This is a genomic window from Pseudomonas canadensis, from assembly GCF_000503215.1.
GTDB classification, from domain to species: domain Bacteria; phylum Pseudomonadota; class Gammaproteobacteria; order Pseudomonadales; family Pseudomonadaceae; genus Aquipseudomonas; species Aquipseudomonas canadensis.
On record NZ_AYTD01000016.1, the window covers coordinates 83,220 to 101,136 of the forward strand.

14 protein-coding genes are annotated in these 17,917 nt (G+C 54.3%); 9 read left to right on the forward strand and 5 right to left on the reverse strand.

Going from position 1 to position 17,917, the window contains the following annotated elements; genetic code table 11:
* The first annotated feature begins 109 nt into the window (after positions 1-109).
* The 5 genes from U367_RS0117540 (at position 110) to U367_RS1000000131710 (ending at position 4,503) form a co-directional block, all read left to right on the forward strand.
* Complete coding sequence (locus tag U367_RS0117540) at positions 110-1,477, forward strand: YfjI family protein (RefSeq protein WP_028617990.1); 1,368 nt, start codon at positions 110-112, stop codon at positions 1,475-1,477.
* Positions 1,461-1,820: a hypothetical protein gene (locus tag U367_RS1000000131990; RefSeq protein WP_028617991.1), complete on the forward strand. Its 360-nt coding sequence runs from the start codon at positions 1,461-1,463 to the stop codon at positions 1,818-1,820. Before U367_RS0117540 ends, U367_RS1000000131990 begins: the two co-directional genes overlap by 17 nt.
* Positions 1,798-2,778 (forward strand): integrase domain-containing protein, encoded by a 981-nt coding sequence (locus U367_RS0117550; RefSeq protein ID WP_028617992.1) that lies wholly within the window; start codon positions 1,798-1,800, stop codon positions 2,776-2,778. Before U367_RS1000000131990 ends, U367_RS0117550 begins: the two co-directional genes overlap by 23 nt.
* Positions 2,775-3,062: a hypothetical protein gene (locus tag U367_RS1000000131015; protein ID WP_073860045.1), complete on the forward strand. Its 288-nt coding sequence runs from the start codon at positions 2,775-2,777 to the stop codon at positions 3,060-3,062. The genes U367_RS0117550 and U367_RS1000000131015 overlap by 4 nt, the downstream gene beginning before the upstream one ends.
* A gap of 124 nt (positions 3,063-3,186) precedes the next feature.
* Positions 3,187-4,503: a hypothetical protein gene (locus tag U367_RS1000000131710; protein ID WP_152537923.1), complete on the forward strand. Its 1,317-nt coding sequence runs from the start codon at positions 3,187-3,189 to the stop codon at positions 4,501-4,503.
* 290 nt (positions 4,504-4,793) lie between these two features.
* Here the strand turns inward: U367_RS1000000131710 and U367_RS0117555 are convergent, their stop codons facing one another.
* Together U367_RS0117555 and U367_RS01000000130190 are read right to left on the reverse strand one after the other, a co-directional pair.
* Entirely contained in the window at positions 4,794-7,433 is a 2,640-nt protein-coding gene (locus U367_RS0117555) for a DEAD/DEAH box helicase (protein WP_028617993.1), read from the reverse strand.
* Positions 7,426-8,469, reverse strand: coding sequence for a HamA C-terminal domain-containing protein (locus tag U367_RS01000000130190; protein ID WP_236639983.1), 1,044 nt, complete (start codon positions 8,467-8,469; stop codon positions 7,426-7,428). Before U367_RS01000000130190 ends, U367_RS0117555 begins: the two co-directional genes overlap by 8 nt.
* A 723-nt stretch (positions 8,470-9,192) precedes the next feature.
* Here U367_RS01000000130190 and U367_RS0117565 point away from each other — a divergent pair.
* The 3 genes from U367_RS0117565 (at position 9,193) to U367_RS0117575 (ending at position 12,132) form a co-directional block, all read left to right on the forward strand.
* The gene (locus tag U367_RS0117565; protein ID WP_028617994.1) at positions 9,193-9,444 is read left to right on the forward strand and encodes a DUF6124 family protein; all 252 of its coding nucleotides are present in this window, start codon (positions 9,193-9,195) and stop codon (positions 9,442-9,444) included.
* 112 nt (positions 9,445-9,556) lie between these two features.
* The gene (locus U367_RS0117570; protein WP_028617995.1) at positions 9,557-10,582 is read left to right on the forward strand and encodes a hypothetical protein; all 1,026 of its coding nucleotides are present in this window, start codon (positions 9,557-9,559) and stop codon (positions 10,580-10,582) included.
* A gap of 116 nt (positions 10,583-10,698) precedes the next feature.
* The gene (locus tag U367_RS0117575) at positions 10,699-12,132 is read left to right on the forward strand and encodes an ArnT family glycosyltransferase (protein WP_028617996.1); all 1,434 of its coding nucleotides are present in this window, start codon (positions 10,699-10,701) and stop codon (positions 12,130-12,132) included.
* Positions 12,133-12,147: 15 nt separating this feature from the next.
* Here U367_RS0117575 and U367_RS0117580 read toward each other — a convergent pair whose 3' ends face one another.
* Positions 12,148-12,636, reverse strand: a complete 489-nt coding sequence (locus U367_RS0117580; protein ID WP_017253710.1) for a TIGR00645 family protein — start codon at positions 12,634-12,636, stop codon at positions 12,148-12,150.
* 166 nt (positions 12,637-12,802) lie between these two features.
* Here U367_RS0117580 and U367_RS0117585 point away from each other — a divergent pair, with 166 nt between their 5' ends.
* Positions 12,803-14,626 (forward strand): hypothetical protein, encoded by a 1,824-nt coding sequence (locus U367_RS0117585; RefSeq protein WP_084651066.1) that lies wholly within the window; start codon positions 12,803-12,805, stop codon positions 14,624-14,626.
* A gap of 3 nt (positions 14,627-14,629) precedes the next feature.
* Here the strand turns inward: U367_RS0117585 and U367_RS0117590 are convergent, their stop codons facing one another.
* Both U367_RS0117590 and U367_RS0117595 read right to left on the reverse strand, forming a co-directional pair.
* Positions 14,630-14,938: a PA4575 family protein gene (locus U367_RS0117590; RefSeq protein ID WP_028617998.1), complete on the reverse strand. Its 309-nt coding sequence runs from the start codon at positions 14,936-14,938 to the stop codon at positions 14,630-14,632.
* A gap of 367 nt (positions 14,939-15,305) precedes the next feature.
* Positions 15,306-17,744: a Lon protease family protein gene (locus tag U367_RS0117595; protein WP_028617999.1), complete on the reverse strand. Its 2,439-nt coding sequence runs from the start codon at positions 17,742-17,744 to the stop codon at positions 15,306-15,308.
* Positions 17,745-17,917: the final 173 nt, after the last annotated feature.

Consider the following 17,917-nt stretch of genomic DNA (forward strand, 5'->3'; position numbering starts at 1 on the left):
CGCGTAAATGGACAACCCTCACAGGCTGCAGGGGCCTTGATCCCTGATAACACTCAACAACCGTGGCGGGGAGAGTGAGGGGGAAATTCGAAGCACCAGGAGAATGACGATGCAATTGTGCGAAGTGTTCGACCTGCCACGGCCGCTGCTGGAATACCGGCCCGAGCCGCTGGCGTATCCGGTCGAAGCGTTGGGACAAATATTGGGACCAGCCGTCGAACGTATGGCCGAAGTCATCGGCGTGCCCTGCGCCATGGCTGCGCAATCGGTGTTGGCCACTGCCGCCCTGGTGACCCAGTCGCACGCCAATGTGCATCTCGATGGCCGTGTTTATCCGTTGTCCCTGTACATGCTGACGGTGGCATCGTCGGGTGATCGGAAAAGCGCAGTGGATCATCTGGCGCTGGCGGCTGCGCGTGAGTGGGAGCGACGGCAGTGGATGCTGTACTTGGAGCAACTGAAAGCCAATCGCGCCGCCATTCGAGGAAAGCACGACGCTCGTGAGTTATCCGACCCCGTGCCGCCTAGGTTGATCATCGCCGAGCCCACCATTGAGGCGCTGATCAAAAACCTATGCCAGGGCTTGCCCAGCATGGGGTTATTCAACGATGAGGGCGGCCAGTTTTTGGGCAGCAGCACGATGAGCAAAGAGAACCAACTCAAGGCCATAACCACCCTGTCAGCGCTCTGGGATGGCAGCCCGATAGACCGAGCGCGCTCCATGCCAGGGGAAAGCCTGCGCGCCTATGATCGTCGCCTCAGTCTACATCTGATGCTGCAACCTTACCTGGCCAACCAGCTACTCACAGACAGGATGATCAATGGCCAAGGCATCCTTGGGCGTTGCTTGATCAGTTGGCCCAAACGCCTGGTGGGGCAGCGCTTGTACAAGGCCGTCGACCTTACGCGAGATGCCAAGATTCAGCGCTACCAAGCGTGCATCACCGCCTTGCTGGATAAGCCGCTGTCGCTGTACAAGGATGGTTCACTTAAGCCTGGCAGACTGGAATTGACACCCAGCGCTCGCACTGCCTGGATTGATATTCATGACACCATCGAGTGCCAATCTGGTGAGTTTGGCGAGCTGGCCGGCATTCAATCCGTCGCGGGGAAAGCAGCAGCCAACGTGCTGCGTATCGCCGGGGTCTTGGCGGTGATTGAAGACGCGAATGTGGTGAGCGAAGCCCATATACAGCGCGCCTCGACGCTGATGGATTACTACCTGGCAGAGATTCAGCGCCTGACAGAACAAGAGCCTATCAACACGTTGCGTGAGGAAGCGGATCGCCTGCTGCGCTGGCTGACGCAAAAAGGCTGGAGCCAATTTACCGTCCGCGACCTTAATCGTAATGGCCCTCGCTTTGCCCGCAAAAGCAGTCATCGCACCGTTACGCTGCTGGTCGAATTGATCTCACATAGCTGGCTGGACTCTCATGACGGAAAGACCTTCGAGGTGCGCCATGTTCCGCCTCAATGACGCGGTGCGCCGTTACCAGGCTCAGCATCAAACACGACCTGCATTGCGGTGTGTCGCCACTTCTGTCGCCGCCGTGTCGCCATGCTTCGGACCAGCAACTACAACGGTTGTCGCCAGTGTCGCCGCTGTCGCCACACCCGCCTTGGGTCCGACAGATATAGGCCTGCTGATCCACCAACTGCGCGAAGAAGGAGCAGTGCTGCGGCACCAGCAAAATGCCCTGCTGATTCAACCCACACATTGGCTACAAGTGGACAAGATCAGCACCCACTGGAAAGCCGTACTGCGCTTTCTGCAAGACAATGAAAACGGTGAAGCAAATGGCATTGGTCGGCCGGCGTGACGGGCGCAACTTTGGCTACGGCCGACAGCTCAGCTATGCCGGCCCACAAGCGCTGAAAGATATGTTTGCCGGCGGACACTTCGCTACGGTCAAAGCACACAGTGATCGTTGGCAAGCCTTTGTGAAATGGTGCCGGTCTGCGGAAGGTCCCGGTTATAACGATTCCCGCCAGATAGACCGCAGTACCTTGAACAGCTACGCCGCACACCTGTGCCAACAAATCCAACAGGGTGAAATCTGCATCGCCACCGCGCAGAACCGCCTGAGCAGCGTCAACCGTACTCTCGCCGCGCTACGCGGTGATCAGTACGTGAAAATCGCCAGCCCGAGCAAGGCACTCGGTATGCAGCGATCAAGCGTACGCACCCGAGCACCGGATGGCCAAGACCACCAACAACTGAGTAGAGTGATTAAAGCGCTTCGCCAGCAGCAAAACGACCGGGTTGCCGCGATTGTATGTTTGGCTCGTGCAACCGGTATGCGCCTTCGTGAAGCTATCCTGGCGGATCTGCCACGCTTACAAAGTGAAGCGAAGCGATTCGGTCGCATCAATATTCAGGACGGTACCAAAGGCGGCCGGTCCGGAGCTGCGGCGCCGCGATGGGTTATGGCTGATAAAGAAGTGAAGGCGGCGTTGCAGATGGCCTGTCAAGCCTCAACGACCGGTAGCCGCAACTTATTGCTCCAAGGCGAAAGCTACGCGAATTTCCTGCTACAGACGGTGCGGCCCGCCCGTGATTTACTACAGAAGCAGGGGCTGAGGGGGTTTCATGAGTTGCGAGCAGCCTATGCCTGCGAGCGTTACGAGCAACTCACGGGCCACTCAGCTCCGGTCAATGGTGGTCACTGTTATCGCCTGGACCGCGACCTCGATCAACGGGCTCGACAACGGATCAGCGTTGAGCTCGGACATAACCGGCTCGATGTGGTTTCGGCTTACATAGGAGGTCGGGCATGACTAAACCATTCGATATGGCGCTGTTTTTAAGCGGAGCGCTGACCGGATCGACAGCCACACAACATCGACACCTACGGCAAGCCCGAATTATGCAGGCGGCCATTCAACAACGGTGGCACCGCGACAATCCTTGGAATTGGCAGCTCAAACATGTGCACTGGTTTCTGCATCATCATCTCAAGGATAGCTCCGTGCCTACCAAGTATTACTACCGTCTCACTGCATCGCTGATCCTGAGACGGATAGGCAAAACATCGCTATACATTCGATGTGAGGTTAACTGATGGTCCTGATCTAGAAACTATGTAGCCGTTATAGAGAGAGCTTTGACAACGCGATATCTAGCCAGAATAATGGCTCGATATTCTATACTTCAGCCCAACACACACTTTCCAGGAAAGCATACGGATGAGCTTTAACGAATCAGAAGAAAGGCTAGGTGAACTGACACGCAAAACTTTTTTGTCAATGTGGAGCTATCAAAATCCTCATTATGCCAAAGGAAAAGAGCTATGCGATGCCCTGGTAGTGTTTGGTGACGATATGATCATAATATCGGACAAATTAATTCGGTTTGATGAAAAAGCCAGTTCGGACGTCGCTTGGAAGCGCTGGTATAAAAAAGCCATAACTGGAAGTATTCGTCAGCTACGCGGCGCCCTTAGTCAAATAACAAAATTCCCTCAAAACATTTTCTGTGACGTTCATGCCTCATCACCATTTCCACTAAAAATTCCTAGCCCTGAAAAGATGCGCGTACACCTCATAGCCGTGGCTAATGGTGCTGAGAACATTTGCCTTGAGTCTCTAGGGCACCCAGGATTACGTATAGACACGCAATGTAATGTTGACAGTACTTTTATGACTGTGGGCACCAAATACCCCGAATTTATTCATATATTTAGTAAAACCTCACTTGAGGCAATTTTCGATTGCTTTGACACTACTAGAGACTTGATAGATTACCTTCGGAGAAAGCAGGAGGCACTGAGCGAGCCCGAACGGTTCTTGATTTGTGGCGAAGAAAATCTAGTCGCTGCTTATGTGTGTAGTCAACCAGGAAATGGAGATTTCCATATACCTAGTGAGACCTTTCATACCGTGCAAGGTGTAAAATTGATACCAGCGGGACTGTGGAATATGTACATGGAAAGTGAAATAAGAGCAGAGCGTAATAGAATAAGAGCACCCTCATATACAATTGACAACTTAATCAACCACATAGCAACTGAATTTAACTCCGGCTCATTAATCGTAGGGCAAGATAAGCCGTTCTCACACCATGAAAAATATTTCAGAATAATGGCTTCCGAATCCCGCTTAAGCCGTCAAACTATTAGCGCAACCTTGCAAGATATTATCAGTGAAGATCCGTCAACATTTTGGTGCAGCATATCCGAATCAAAAGACAAACCTGGATTACTATATCTATGGTTAGTTTATCCAATTATACCTAAGAGCGTTACAGATGAACAACTTGAAGAGTTCCTTTGCACACACTTGAGAGATCATATAACTGTAGCACTTTATAAATTCCCCTACGCCAAATACATCTTTGGTATTTGCCTTCCAAATACCGCATCAGACCGAAATTCACACGGATTCCAAGTATCCTCTGGAGAGTTCAGGTCTTCAGAATTAAAAGAGGAAGCAGACAAACTTGAACGAGAGCAAGGGATTTTGGCTCACATCCAAACCTACAATATCATGAGCCAAAGATTATAGAATAGGCGCCACCCTTGGTTAAACATTAATGATGAGCCCACACACTAAACAAAAAATGCCGGCAACCAAATAACAGTTGACCTGTCATTAGCTAACGAAACCCAGCCATCTCAAGATGATTTTGGCATACTCACTACTTAGTGCCTGTTATAAATTTAGTTCACCACACTGCAGAGCGGCGAAATAACTTTCCGTGCCATTCATATAAACTAAAGCTCCCTTACCACTGTGACTTCTATTACGAACCCACACAACCAATCGACAAATTCACAGTCAACCATGCTGACTGGCTATGCAATTGCGTCAGAGTCAACCGCCCCAGTTTTGAGCCCCAAACGCTCCAGTTCGGATATGATTATTGGGCTCAGCTTAAAGAGGTCCCACTCGAAAGACTGAAGCACTTCTTTAAGACTTTTAACATCGTTGGACTCCTCAACCAGAAGCTTTTGGATCTCCGCCGCAGCAATACGAGACAAGCCCAATTCCAACAAAGCCTGCCCGGTAACAGAGCTTATTCCTAGCTCCAGCGCCATGGAAAAATCAAAAATCCGCAGAGCCTTTTCAGGGGATCCGGCCTTGTGAAATGCGTGTCGTAACAAATCGACATACGCCTTACCCATTTGTACGAGCTGAAATCTTATCAGTGACTCTATAGTATCAAACGTTTTGTTGATGACTTGATTCTTATTAATTTCCGTCTTCGAACTAGCCCTGATTCTGGCTCCAGTTCTCCGCATAGCCTCTTTATTCTTTAACTCCTCATCCAACGCTCTTTGCGCATTAGAAACTTCATAACTTATAATAACGGGGTATGGCAACCCTTCCATCCATCTAACAGCGATGGGCGCTACGTAATTCCCAAGGTTACCCTTCCAGCCTTTTATTAGCTTGTACATTAAGTTAAAGATATACATATAGTGTTTAAATGATTTATCACCAAGCTCCGCTGGGCTCAGCGGAATGAGCTTTCCTTCTTTACCAAGCCTAATTTGCTCCTCAAAATATAGCAGCAAACCATCTAGAGCAAAGATATCTAACGTCCAACTCAAATTCAAAACAGCATCAGGAATAGAGATTGCAATAGACGCTTTTTCTGCAGACTCACACATATTTTTGCTATCAAAATAACTTAGTTCCGGAGCAGTCCTGAGAATAAAATCGTCCAAACTCCCATGTCTTGCTTTTGAAACCAAAAGACCAGCACACGCTATAACCTGCCTTATCTTTTCATCCCTTGGATCGACCTTACCTAACTCTTGATTTAAAGCAGATATTACTAGTTTAGTTTCGTTGTTGATTGTCTTCCCTAAAGCGGGCTCTATTTGAAACGGAGTTTTTTCATCAAGAGGTCTTTCATCCCAATTATCATAATCCACCAAGAAGACATTTCCGACAATATCGTCGCACATTCTTCCAGCCCTACCTGCAAAATTCCAAAGGAGGGCCGGTTCAAGAGAGGTTTTACCGCCACGCCCCCGTTTTGGGGTATTGATAAAAACGTTACGCGCCGGAAGATTTATGCCTTGAAATAGAGTGGTGGTGCATACCAAAAAATCAATTGTACCTTTTTTGAATGCTATCTCAATTGCCTCCCTTAAAAGAGCAGGCATCTGTCCATAGTGAAAAGCCACTCCATTCTTAACCATTTCGATAAGTTGGTAGTCAGGATGTATATGATCTTCGATAAATTCGACAAGATCTAAATTTGATTTAGATTGATGTTTTTTCTTCACTTGACTCGCTTGTGAGATTATCGCCGCTAACGTCGCGGCTTCGCTTGGAGTTTTAGCGTAAATCAGCGAACTTCCAGACTGCCCTAGCTTGATAGCGACAGCGGCTAATAAGGAGATGGAACTGTTAACTGAAGGCGTGAAGTTAATGTTACCTATAGGATGAGCAAGACCACTATCAATGAGCTTAAAATCAAGCGTCGTCTCGCCAAGAACTTTAGATACTATGATCCTATTCTGAAGTACGGGCGACACGGTAGTACTTGCCTCTCGAACATTCGGAATGGCAAAACTTTCAGTCGCCTCCTTAAAACCTTCGGCCCCTGGCGCTAGCAGTACTATATGTGGCGCCTTCTCTCGATGGAATGCCTGCTCAATACAATCTTGAAGTATAATTCCTCGCGATCCGTCGGAAAGATTCTGCGCTTCATCTACCACGATCAGATCGAATGAGGCACTGGTGCCAGCCAAGAGAATCTGAAATCGCTCTTGGGTCAAAACAAATATTTGTTTCTTCGAGTCCATAAAGGTTGGGATTTCGGAGATACGTATTTCTTGATTATCCTCTAGCCGCTTCTTAAGTTTGTTAAGAACCTCTGAGAGAAGGGCTCGGGTTGGTGCTATATACACACACATGAATTCGTCGTCTTCAATAGCACGCCTTGATAGGTGCTCAATTACCAAAAATGACTTTCCTGCGGAGGTTGGTGCGGAGATTGCGAGGTCATCGCCATCTCCAAGCGAGTTCCATATTTGCTTTTGATAATCAGTGAGTGCAACCGTATGAGTACCCACCGTAACGCTATTAAGTTCACGAATGAGGTTACGTTGTAGAATGCTGGTCAGACTGCTTCTTTTCGCATTAAGCTTTAGCTCTGTGTAGGCAGCGCTAGGAAGATTTCCGAGCTCAGTGAGAATTATTGCTGTTCTTTCTAAAACCTCAGGTGTCGACGCGATAAGTGCCGAGTTCAAAGCAATATTTTGCGCAATAGAGACATGCGCACTGTCCTGAGAATGGGCGAGTACAGAAGCGCAGTAGAGAAGCTTGTCGAGTTGAGCTGCATCCGGCCTAGACGTGCATAAATAAATATCTTCTGGCAAGGTCGTCCCAGCACCGAAAGTCTGCAAATTAATCAGCGCATCGGTGAAGTCTTTCGCTTTGAGTAGACGCTTTGAGAGTTCGGTGGCAAAGCTACTCATCTTCGAACTCCATATCTTCGTCGTCTATTAATTTTTTACAGTCACTATTTGTTCCTTCAATTCCTATTGCTCTGTAAAACTCTTCACGTAGCACGGCGACATCAGGAACTGCGACGAGATAGACCACACATTTTGCAGCAGTTACTCCATGTTTTTCTAGCTGATTCGAGAGATTTTTCTGATGCCTATATCGATCAGCGGAGTATAAGCTTGCAAAATGTTCTTCATGCTTTCGAGGATCGCCATCATCTACGGGTATGGTGTTTGCGAACAGTTTATTTTCCGAGTAACAAATAACTCCGATGGAGCGCTCTCTTTTTGGAAAGTCTTTTGTTGAGTATGGGTTCAGAAACTCAAGCAATTGCTCTCGCTCCTCACCTTTCAATACATCCAGATTACCCACATCGCCTATCAGTGCGTACTCTCTCAAGTACTGCTTCTTATTAGAACCAAAGCCTGCCAAAGATTTTGCGTAGTCCCTTCCACCAGAGCTCGCCGTAGAAGTCACTTTCGACTCTAGAAAAAAAACCGTTAAAACTCCTCCTTCAAATCGCGCATGAATTCCATCCAATCCATGTACCGGCATATTATGGGAAGTTTTTAGGGACATTTTTGAAACGAGCTGTGCAGCACCAAGATGATGAAGAGCAACACTGTAAGCAAGAACCTCCCCAACTTCACTTGCTCGTTCAGGATAAGCGGAACGGAATTCAATGAAAGCGTCCTTAACAGCTCTCATCATTTTTGGCACAGCTCTAAGACTTGAGTTCTTTGCCTTACTCAACTCTAAGTAGAAAGCATCACGCCTCCTTCGACTCAAGACATAGTCCATCGAAGCGCTCGATAGATGGTCGGCAAGTCCGTCAATATCTGGAATATCTTCGTTAAATCTCAGATGAAGAAGCCTCAGGGACGGATGCTGTTCCTTCTCTTCTGGTGTCTCAGTTAGGCAGCCGATAACCTTATCAAGGTCTGAGTCGTTCAGTAGCTTCTCTAAGGCGAGACCAATTAGAGTAGCGTCAGGGCTATCGCTCACCATGCTTTCCTTGCATTGAATTCTATTTCCTCGCAGATCGTTGAGGCATCAGGGCTACCGGACATGCCTGCTCGATGGTAGCAAAACGATAGCGCGCAAGCGATACCGCTGCTCGCCATAACCTGTGCTAGGTCCGAAGGCATTACCTCTACATTTCAAAACTCCGCATCACACTGGGCGACCGCTTTTTCAATGTCATTTGCAAGCATTGAAAAATGCTTCTAGGGCGCGTTTTTTGATAGTTGGTATTCCAAACAGTATTCCTACAAACATTTGAAAATAGGATTTACGATATAAATCAATTGGATATAGCACCGTTTCAACTTACCCCGGCCCCACCAATTCGAAGCATCAACAGAACCCGCCTAGTGCGGGTTTTGTTGTTTCTAGGGTTTGGAAAGCCCGACAGGACGGACCTTCAGAATTTTCCTTCAAGCTACCGCGCCCTTGATGAACTGGCGCAACCCCCGCCACAACGCTAACTTCCCCCAGTCGCTGCTCATCAGCGACCGGCTTTGACAGGCCGAAAAGTGTAACCTTTCACACCCCTTGATAAGACGGCATGCTTGACGCACTCCGCCTCGTTCATGGCGGCTGTGCGTGGGGCATCTTCGGGTGCGCCGGGTTCCTACACTTCCGGTCTGTCAACCCGCGTACAGTTGCCACCCATTCCTGTTTGACAGCAGGGGGCGGTAGCTCCTTAAACAGTGTGGGAGCTTCATTATGAAAAAGATCACCCCCAATCCGCCCTCCGCAACCCTCTTCACCCTCGCCCCAGACATCACCCCCGAAACCCTGCTAATCCAAGCCAGCGAAACCCTCGCCTCCTTCAACGCCATGACCACCGACCTGGCTTTCGAACTCGAGGGCGCACACCGTCACAAGCTGCTGGCCACCCAGCAACTGGTCGTGCTGGGCGAACTGCTGGTCGAGCGCGTGCTGGTCCTCACCCAAGACACACAAACATTCCAGTAACAAAAAGGCCGAGACGCGTTCAGCGACTCGGCCTTTTGTTGTGCGTCTGGAATCCCGCCACACTTGCGATTACCCTGCTCTCCTCTATCAGACATCCGGAAGTCCGATACCCGTGTTCAAGCCACTCGCCGCTCTCGCCCTCGCCTGCGCCCCTCTGCTCGCAACCGCCGCCGACCTGGCCGGTGTCTGGACAGGCACCTTGGGCAAATCCGCGATCACCGTCTGTTTCAACGGTGCCCACGGCGCCAATGGCAGTTATTACTACCAACGGATCCTTACGCCCATTCAACTGACCCAAGCCAACGCCAGCGAGCCCTGGGTGGAAGAAGGCCAAACCGGTTTCTGGCAGTTGGACGACCCGCAGGGCGATACGTTGACCGGCACCTGGAGCAAAGCCTTGGGCGGCAAAGGCCTGGTGCTGACGCTCAAACGTGCGGACTCGGACAGTTGCGCCAGCGACACCTACAACAACCCGCTGGAGGCGACGCCGCCTGCGGTGAAGGTCGAGAAGAAGACCTTCGCCGAACACGCCTATCAGGTGAAGACCCAAGGCGGGCAGGTCATCCTGAAACTCGAGGGCGACGGGGAAGCCATCGATAAGATCAACCGGGATCTCGCACGCATGGCCATCAATCCGGATGGCCAGACCGATTTTTATAGAGAGCGGCGCAACTCACTGGACCTGGGCGGCAGCACCACGACCAGCGAGATCACGGTGGAACCGTTCTACTGGTCATCACAGTGGATCACCGTGCGTTTCTATCGCTGGTCGGCGGGGTACGGGCGCGGCGGAATCAGTTGGGGCCTGCACAGTTGGAACCTGCAAACCGGTGAAAAAGTCGACCCTTGGACGTGGTTGGGCGGCCATGAGGAATGGGACACGCCCTATTCGGGCCAGGTCAAACTGCCGGCCGCTTTCAGCACCTGGTTGGCCAAGCAGACCACCACGGATGAAGGATGCCCGGCCGTGACCAGCTATTCCTCGTTCGACTTGAGCTTCAACACCCAAGGGCTGCAACTGTCGACACCCGCTCAGGGCGATGGCTGCGATAACGAGCTGAGCTTCACTTGGGAGCAACTGCAGCCCGTGCTGAGCCCGCAAGGTCAAGCCGCACTGCCTAGCTTGATGGCTCCCTGACCGACCTTACAAAAAACCAACACTCGTTCACGAAATATTCAGAAACGCCCACGGATACTAGCCCATTGCAATGACCGTTCCCCCGGACGGTCCTCCTGCCCTGGTAGCCACACTCCATGACGCGCCCTGCTCCCCTGCTGCTCCTGCTTGCTGGTCTGTTGTTCTTCTTTGCCCTGGGAAACCATGAGCTGCAAGGCTCCACCGAAGCCCGCGTCGCCGGGATCGCCATGGCCATGCACCTGGACAATAACTGGGTAGTGCCCCAGTTGTTTCGCGAGCCCTTCCTGGAAAAACCGCCCCTGAGCCTGTGGATAGACGCCGGGGCGATTCGCCTGTTCGGCGGCACCACTTGGGCGGTACGCCTGGCCTCGGCGTTTGCCGGGTTGTTCAGCGTGATGCTGCTTTACACGATGCTGCGCCGGTTCGGACGACCGCAGACGCTGGCGTTCAGCGCCGCGTTGATTCTGGCGACCATGGCTAGCTACTGGAGCAATGTGCGCGGTGTCGGTGAGGATTCGCTGCTCACCCTCGGCGTGACCACCGCGTTGCTGGCGTTCTACCAAGCCGTACGACCCGACCGCCAAGGTTCCAGCACAGGCGCATGGGCACTGTTTACCGCCGGGATGGTGATCGCTACCCTCAGCAAAGGCGTGCTGGGCCTCGCCATGCCGGGCATTGTGATTTTCGCGTACCTGGCCAGCACCAGCCTGATGGACAAACGCCTGCAGATTGGCGACTGGCTCAAGCCAGCGCTGTTTACCTTGCTGGCGCTGGTGCCGCTGATGATCTGGCTGGGGTTCCTGTTCCAACGCGGCGGCATGCAGGCGGTGGCCGAAGTGTTGCTGACCAACAGCGTCGGCCGTTTCAGCGGCTCGTTTGTCGAGGCCGGGCATTACGAGCCGTTCTACTACTACATCGCCAAGCTGCCCGAGGCGTTCCTGCCGTGGAATATTCTGGTGTACCTGGGTCTGTGGCATTTCCGCAAAAGCCTGGTGCACAACCGCTACCACCTGTTCTTCAGCGTCTGGCTGGTGGCACAGTTCACCCTGCTGACCCTGGCGTCGAGCAAACGCACCGTTTACCTGATGGCACTCGCGCCAGCCGCCGCCGTCCTGGCAGCGGAATATGCGCGGGTGCTGCTGGACTGGCTGAAAACCCACAAACCCGCGCTGCACAAGCATCACAAAACGGTAGTGGGCAGCGTGTTCACTCTGGCCGTGGGGTGCTACCTGATCGCCGCCTTCTGGTTCGCCCCCAGAGCGGATGTGCGCCAGTCGTTCGTACCGGTGATCAGCCAGGTTCAGACGTTGAAAGATGAAGGCAGGGAGGTGGTGCTGTACCGGCCCAACGAGCGCATCGCCGGGGCCAGCGTGTTTTACCTGCAGGCCTATTTACCGATTCTGCAAACCGAGGCCGAGTTGCACAGTTACCTCGGCGCCAAGCCCGGCAACGTTGCGCTGCTGGACCATACCGATGACCTGGCGGCCCCGGTAAAGGTGATCAAGCAAATGTCGATCAATCGCCAGCCTTACTACTTCGTGGAGCAGTAAGGCCAGCGCAGGGCATCAGTGCTTGGTGACCTTGTCCAGGTAACCCATGGCAAACGCCGAGATCACAAACGTCATGTGGATGATCACGTACCACATCAAGTGCTGCGGATCGACGTTCTTGGCGTCCATGAAGATGCGCAGCAAGTGGATGGAGGAAATCGCCACGATGGAGGCCGCCACTTTCATCTTCAGCGACGAAGAATCCATGGTGCCCAGCCAGTTGAGCTTTTCCTTGTTTTCATCGATATCCAGCTGCGAGACAAAGTTCTCGTAGCCGGAAATCATCACCATCACCAGCAAGCCACCGACCAGTGCCATGTCGATCAACGACAGCAGCACCAGGATCAGCTCGGACTCGGCCATCGAGAACACGCTCGGCAGCAGGTGAATCACTTCCTGGAAGAATTTCAGCGCCAGCGCCAGCAACCCCAGGGACAAGCCGAAATAAATAGGCGCCAGCAGCCAGCGCGAGGCGTACATAGCATTTTCGATAAAGCGTTCCATTGGATCTCACACAGCTAGGCTAGAAATGGCGGCGAGTATACCAGCCGCCACAAGACAGCTGTAACCGCGAGAAAACTGACCTGTGCGGCATCTGTAAGAGAATTTTTCTGCTAGTGTCGAGCCCAATTACAACTCCGCTCGATGACGTCGGACAGGAAAAACTCAGATGATGGATGTGCGATCCCCTTTGGCCAGTATCGGCCTGTGCGCGGCATTGCTGCTGGCTGGCGGCTGCTCCCCCAGCGACGAGCAGAAGCAAACCACCCTCGAAGAGAAAACCGCCAAGTTCGAACAATCCCTCGACAGCATCCAGGACCCCAAGCTGCGCGACGCCGTCGCTGACCTGGGGGGGTCGCTGCTGTTGCTGGAGCGGGCGCGGGTCAAGCTCGCCACCAAGCCCATCGAAACCGAATACGGCGACGACACCCTGGCCCTGCTCAAGCACTACCCCACGCCCCAGGCGCTGGTGGACACTTACATCAATGGCCTGTTCGTGCTGCGCAAGACCTCCCATTCCGACTACCTGACGGATTTACAGCCGGTCTTCCCCTTTAACTTCAACGTCCCCGACCAATTCCCCTTCCCCCATGGGCTGGAATGGCAATCGGTGACCCTGAGCAACAACAAGGTGATCCCCTTCCAGCCGGAATGGTCGGAAACCGATCCGGGCATCCAACTGAGCCCCAGCAGTTCCAACCTGACCAACCCCGATGACCTGACGGTGACCTACCCGTTCATCGAGGGGATCGAGACGGAAAACAAGAGCCAGCCACAGCCTGTCAGCCTCAAGGGCACAGTTGAAGTGGTGGCGCCGGGCAAGGTGCTGACCTTTGATCTGTCGAAAAAGGACGTGGGCCACAAGCGCACCGAAGGCAACATCACCCTCAACCTGGTCTTGCTGGAAAAAAACTACGCCGAGATCGAGCTGACCAACAGCCAGCCACTGGCATCGGAAGTCGGCGACGAATCGCCTAACCCTCTGCTGGTGCAGGCGCGGGACAGCACCGGGCAGTTCCTCACACGCTCGGGTTCGATCAACGAAAGCAACGCCCAAGTCACGTTCTACGAGAAACAACTGGCCGAAATGCAAAAGCAGAAGGCTTGGTCGGAGGCCTTCGAAAAACAGCTGACCGATGAGCAGAAAGCCTTCGAACGCAAGCAGAGCAGCCATTACGCCAAGGTGTACTTCAATGGCGAGATCGACAACCTGCAAGTCAACGTGCTGGATTTTTCCACCGCCACACGCACCCGCAAAGACCTCGACCTGCCGGTGCTGCGCTTCGACAAGAACAGCCTGCAGAAAACCGTGCAGGCCCTGCCAATGCCAGTCACCGTGTATGACGACAGCGCTGCCAACTGGCTCAAAGACGCGAGCATGACCGAGGACCAGCTGAAAAACAGCGTCACCATCAGCCAGTCGGTCGAAGACGCCAGCGCGGCGCACATCGTGTTTGACCACCCATTCACCTTCAATGACGACCTGGTGGGCAGCGAGCGCAACAGCAGTGAATCACCGGTGACCTTCTTCACCGCCGACGAAAAAGGCGAGCGCGGCGAGCCGATCGAGCTGCCGACCGAGGCCTTTGAGCTGAACCCGGCACGCGGCACCCTGACTTATGACCTCAATCTGTTCCCGGAAAATCCGGCCTTTGTAGTGGGCTCGATTCCGCTGTTCCTGGCGACCATCGATAAAAACGAGATTGACGCGAGCAAGCTGCCCAAAGGGCTCGAACTCAAAGACAACGCGCTGATCGTCGACCAGAAGGCCTTTCCCGCTGACAGCTGGCGTTTCTACGCCAAGGACGCCAGCGGCAATTACCTCAAGGAAATCCTCGGCGTCAGCCACCGCGCCGAGGAATACGGCACAGCGATGTTTGACGTGCATTACTTCTACGGCCAGCCGACCACCCTGGAAAGCTACCAGCGCACCGACCTGAGCACCGTGCAATATGGCTTCGAGGTCAAGCTGGACAAACCCGAGAGCAAGTAGCGGTCAGTGGTGGGTGGCACCGTTGAGCTGTCGCAGATGGGCCTGCATGTGCAGGCACCAGATCTGCGGGTCACCCGCCTTCTCGTAGCCGTGCTGGGTCAGGCTGTCCACAATGGATTCCAGAATATTTTCTGCCGCGAAGGGCCCGGGGAACGGGCCTTGAGACTTGATGGTGGAAGGTTGTTCACCGGTCATTCCGGCGGCAAACAACAACGTCCACATCCCGTTATCCCCCGCGAGAGGGCGAATGGAACATTCGATACGGGTGACCAGGCCGAAGCACTGGCGGGTAAGGCAAAGGTTGCGCGGCATGGCGGCGACCCTCGGTAGATCGGTGTTCAACCTGCGCCTGGGGCGAGGCTGTTTCTATCCAGCGACTCCTGTGGATATCCCTTGAGCACAGAATAGAAGAAAACCACGACAAACCAAGGTTGTAGGGACCAACGGCCATTGGCCCTACAGCTGCGCCAATTTTGTGACGGTTTTGCCCGTGATGTGGTGAGCGGGATTGCCCCGCGCTGGGCTGCGAAGCGGCCCCAGTGGGACCGGTGCGGTGTGCCAGTGAGATTGAATTGTCTGGTTTTGGGGCTGCTTCGCAGCCCGGCGCGGGGCAAGCCCGCTCACCACAACAAGCGTGCTCACCACCACAGCCCACCAGTCACGACAACTCACTCAGCCATCAGGTGGGCTTGGCTTCGGCCAGCGCCTGCTGTGCCAACTCCTTCTCCGCTTCCTTGAGGTCTTCCTCGCTGATCATCTCGGCAATCGCGCGCAACCGCTCTACCACGCGCGCGTTCACCGTGCCTTCCGGGAACTGCCCCTCGGCATCCGGCTCACCGGCATCCTCGCCCACCAGCAGGCTCAGCGCCTCGTCGGCCTGGCGCACGGCATAGATGTGGAACTGCCCGGCGCGCACGGCCTGCAGCACCTTCTCATCCAGCATCAGCGTAGCGACGTTGGCCTGGGGAATGATCGCGCCCTGTTCACCGGTCAAACCGCGCGCTTCACACAGGCGGAAGAAACCTTCGATCTTCTCGTTGACCCCACCCACCGCCTGCACTTCACCAAACTGGTTGATCGAGCCGGTGATGGCAAAGCACTGCTTGAGCGGCGTTTTCGACAAGGCCGAGATCAAGGTGCACGCCTCGCCCAAGGACGCACTGTCGCCGTCCACATAACCATAGGATTGCTCCAGCGCGATGCTCGCCGAGATCGCCAGCGGGAATTCCTGGGCATACCGGCTGCCCAGGTAACCCGTGAGGATCATCACGCCCTTGGAGTGAATCGGCTGGCCAAGGTTGACCTCACGCTCGATGTCGACAATGCCGCTGCCACCCGGATACACCGTGGCGGAAATCCGCGCCGGCACGCCGAAGGCCGAGTCACCGACTTCCAGCACCGTCAGCCCGTTGCACTTGCCCACCGCGGCACCGGCCGTGTCGATGAGGATGACCCCGGCGAGCATGTCGTCGAGAATCCGCGCCGACACGCGCCCGGTGCGCGTGGCCTTGGCCTTGAGGGCGCGCTCGATATGGCCAGCATCGGTCATCTCGTCGCCCGCCAGGTGGCGAATGAAGTCTGCTTCGCTGACTAACTGGAACAAGTCGCCAATACGCGCCGACAAACGGCCCTGATGCTCGGCCAACCGCGCACTGTAAGTGGCCAACCGCGCCACCGCATCCGAGGTCAGCGGCGCCATGCCTTCTTCCGAGGTACGGGTTTTGAGCAACTGCGCAAACTGCTCCAGACTTTCGTCGACCATCGGGATGTCTTCATCGAAGTCCACCAGTACGCGGAACATCTCCTGGAAATCCGGATCGGCGTCCTGCAATGCGTAGTACAGCTGACGCGAACCGATGATGATCACTTTGACCTGCAACGGAATCATCTGCGGGTTGAGGGTCACGGTGGCCAGGCGGCCCAGCTCGCCCAGCGGTGACTCCATCTTCAGTTTGCGCGACTGCAGGGAACGCTTGAGCGCGTCCCACACAAACGGCTCGCCGAGCATTTTTTCGGCTTCCAGGATCAGGAAGCCGCCGTTGGCACGGTGCAGCGCGCCCGGACGCAACTGGCGATAAGTGGTGTAGAGCGCGCCCTGGTCGGTGCTGTATTCGATGCGGCCGAACAGGTTGTCGTAGGTCGGGTGAGGTTCAAACACCACCGGGGCGCCGCCGTTGACCGGATGCCCTACCACCAGGCTTGGGCAATATTGTTCTTCCAGCAGCTTGCGCGCCTGGGCGTCGGTCTTGGCGTCGTCGACCAATTGCTCGACCACGGTCTTGAGCAGATAGACCTGCATGGCTTGCAGGTAACCGCAGACGGCGGCGTTTTCCGCGTACTTTTCCGACAGCGGTGCAAGCAAAGGCTGCAGGGCCAGGGTGATGGTTTCTTCGTTGAACTGGCGCAGTTGGTTATTTGACTCACGCTTCCACTGCGGCAGGCTGGCCAGTTCTTCGTTGAGGCGCTCTTCCAGCTCGGAAATGTCCGTGTGGAAACGCTCGCGATCGGCTTCCGGCAACTGCGAGAACTCGGCTTCGTCGAGCGCCTTGCCGTCGAGCATCGGGGTAAAAGCGATGTTGCTACTGTCGCGGTACAGCGCCACGTCCTTTTCCAGGGCCAGGCGTTCGATCACGTCCAGGGCCTTGTCGTAGCGCTGGTTGAAGGCGCGGTCGATGGCGCTTTTACGCTGTTGATAGGTCGGGTGTTCGAAGACCGCCGGAAAGGTGGCGACGAGGTTGTCGACCAAACCGTTGATGTCGTTGATGAACGCCGCCGCAGCGCCGCCGGGCAATTCCAGGGCACGAGGCTCGCGAGGCTCATCGAAATTATTCACATAGACCCAATCCGCCGGGGTCTGCAGGCGCTTGCCTTCGGCTTTCAGGTAGCGTTTGACGAACGAAAAGCGGCCGGTACCGGGCTCACCCATGACAAACACGTTGTAACCGGGGCGTGGCATGGCCACACCGAACTGCAAGGCTTCAACTGCACGTTCCTGGCCAAGCACACCGCGAAAGGGCTCCAAATCATTGGTGGTCGAGAAGCTGAACTGTTCAGCGGAGAAAGGGCGAGTCAGCGCTTCGGGCGCTAGACGCAAGCTGGCAGCAACAGGATCAGGCATCGGGCTTCCTTACATCAGGCGGGGCAGATGACGGCATTCTGGCTCCCGGTCACGCGCTCTGGCAAGGCGCGCTTTCGGGAAAGCATAGACGTGGGAGATGAGCTGCAGAAATATCGCGACATCGCGGATTGTTTTATAAAAATGCACGGAACCCTTGGAACGTGCCTAAACTC

Coding starts and splice junctions, on each gene's coding strand:
- U367_RS1000000131015 (WP_073860045.1), top strand. CDS start 2,775: ATGACTAAACCATTCGATATGGCGCTGTTTTTAAGCGGAGCGCTGACC.
- U367_RS0117580 (WP_017253710.1), bottom strand. CDS start 12,636: ATGGAACGCTTTATCGAAAATGCTATGTACGCCTCGCGCTGGCTGCTG.
- U367_RS0117555 (WP_028617993.1), bottom strand. CDS start 7,433: ATGAGTAGCTTTGCCACCGAACTCTCAAAGCGTCTACTCAAAGCGAAA.
- U367_RS1000000131990 (WP_028617991.1), top strand. CDS start 1,461: ATGTTCCGCCTCAATGACGCGGTGCGCCGTTACCAGGCTCAGCATCAA.
- U367_RS0117595 (WP_028617999.1), bottom strand. CDS start 17,744: ATGCCTGATCCTGTTGCTGCCAGCTTGCGTCTAGCGCCCGAAGCGCTG.
- U367_RS0117585 (WP_084651066.1), top strand. CDS start 12,803: ATGATGGATGTGCGATCCCCTTTGGCCAGTATCGGCCTGTGCGCGGCA.
- U367_RS0117575 (WP_028617996.1), top strand. CDS start 10,699: ATGACGCGCCCTGCTCCCCTGCTGCTCCTGCTTGCTGGTCTGTTGTTC.
- U367_RS0117565 (WP_028617994.1), top strand. CDS start 9,193: ATGAAAAAGATCACCCCCAATCCGCCCTCCGCAACCCTCTTCACCCTC.
- U367_RS1000000131710 (WP_152537923.1), top strand. CDS start 3,187: ATGAGCTTTAACGAATCAGAAGAAAGGCTAGGTGAACTGACACGCAAA.
- U367_RS0117540 (WP_028617990.1), top strand. CDS start 110: ATGCAATTGTGCGAAGTGTTCGACCTGCCACGGCCGCTGCTGGAATAC.
- U367_RS0117590 (WP_028617998.1), bottom strand. CDS start 14,938: ATGCCGCGCAACCTTTGCCTTACCCGCCAGTGCTTCGGCCTGGTCACC.
- U367_RS0117550 (WP_028617992.1), top strand. CDS start 1,798: ATGGCATTGGTCGGCCGGCGTGACGGGCGCAACTTTGGCTACGGCCGA.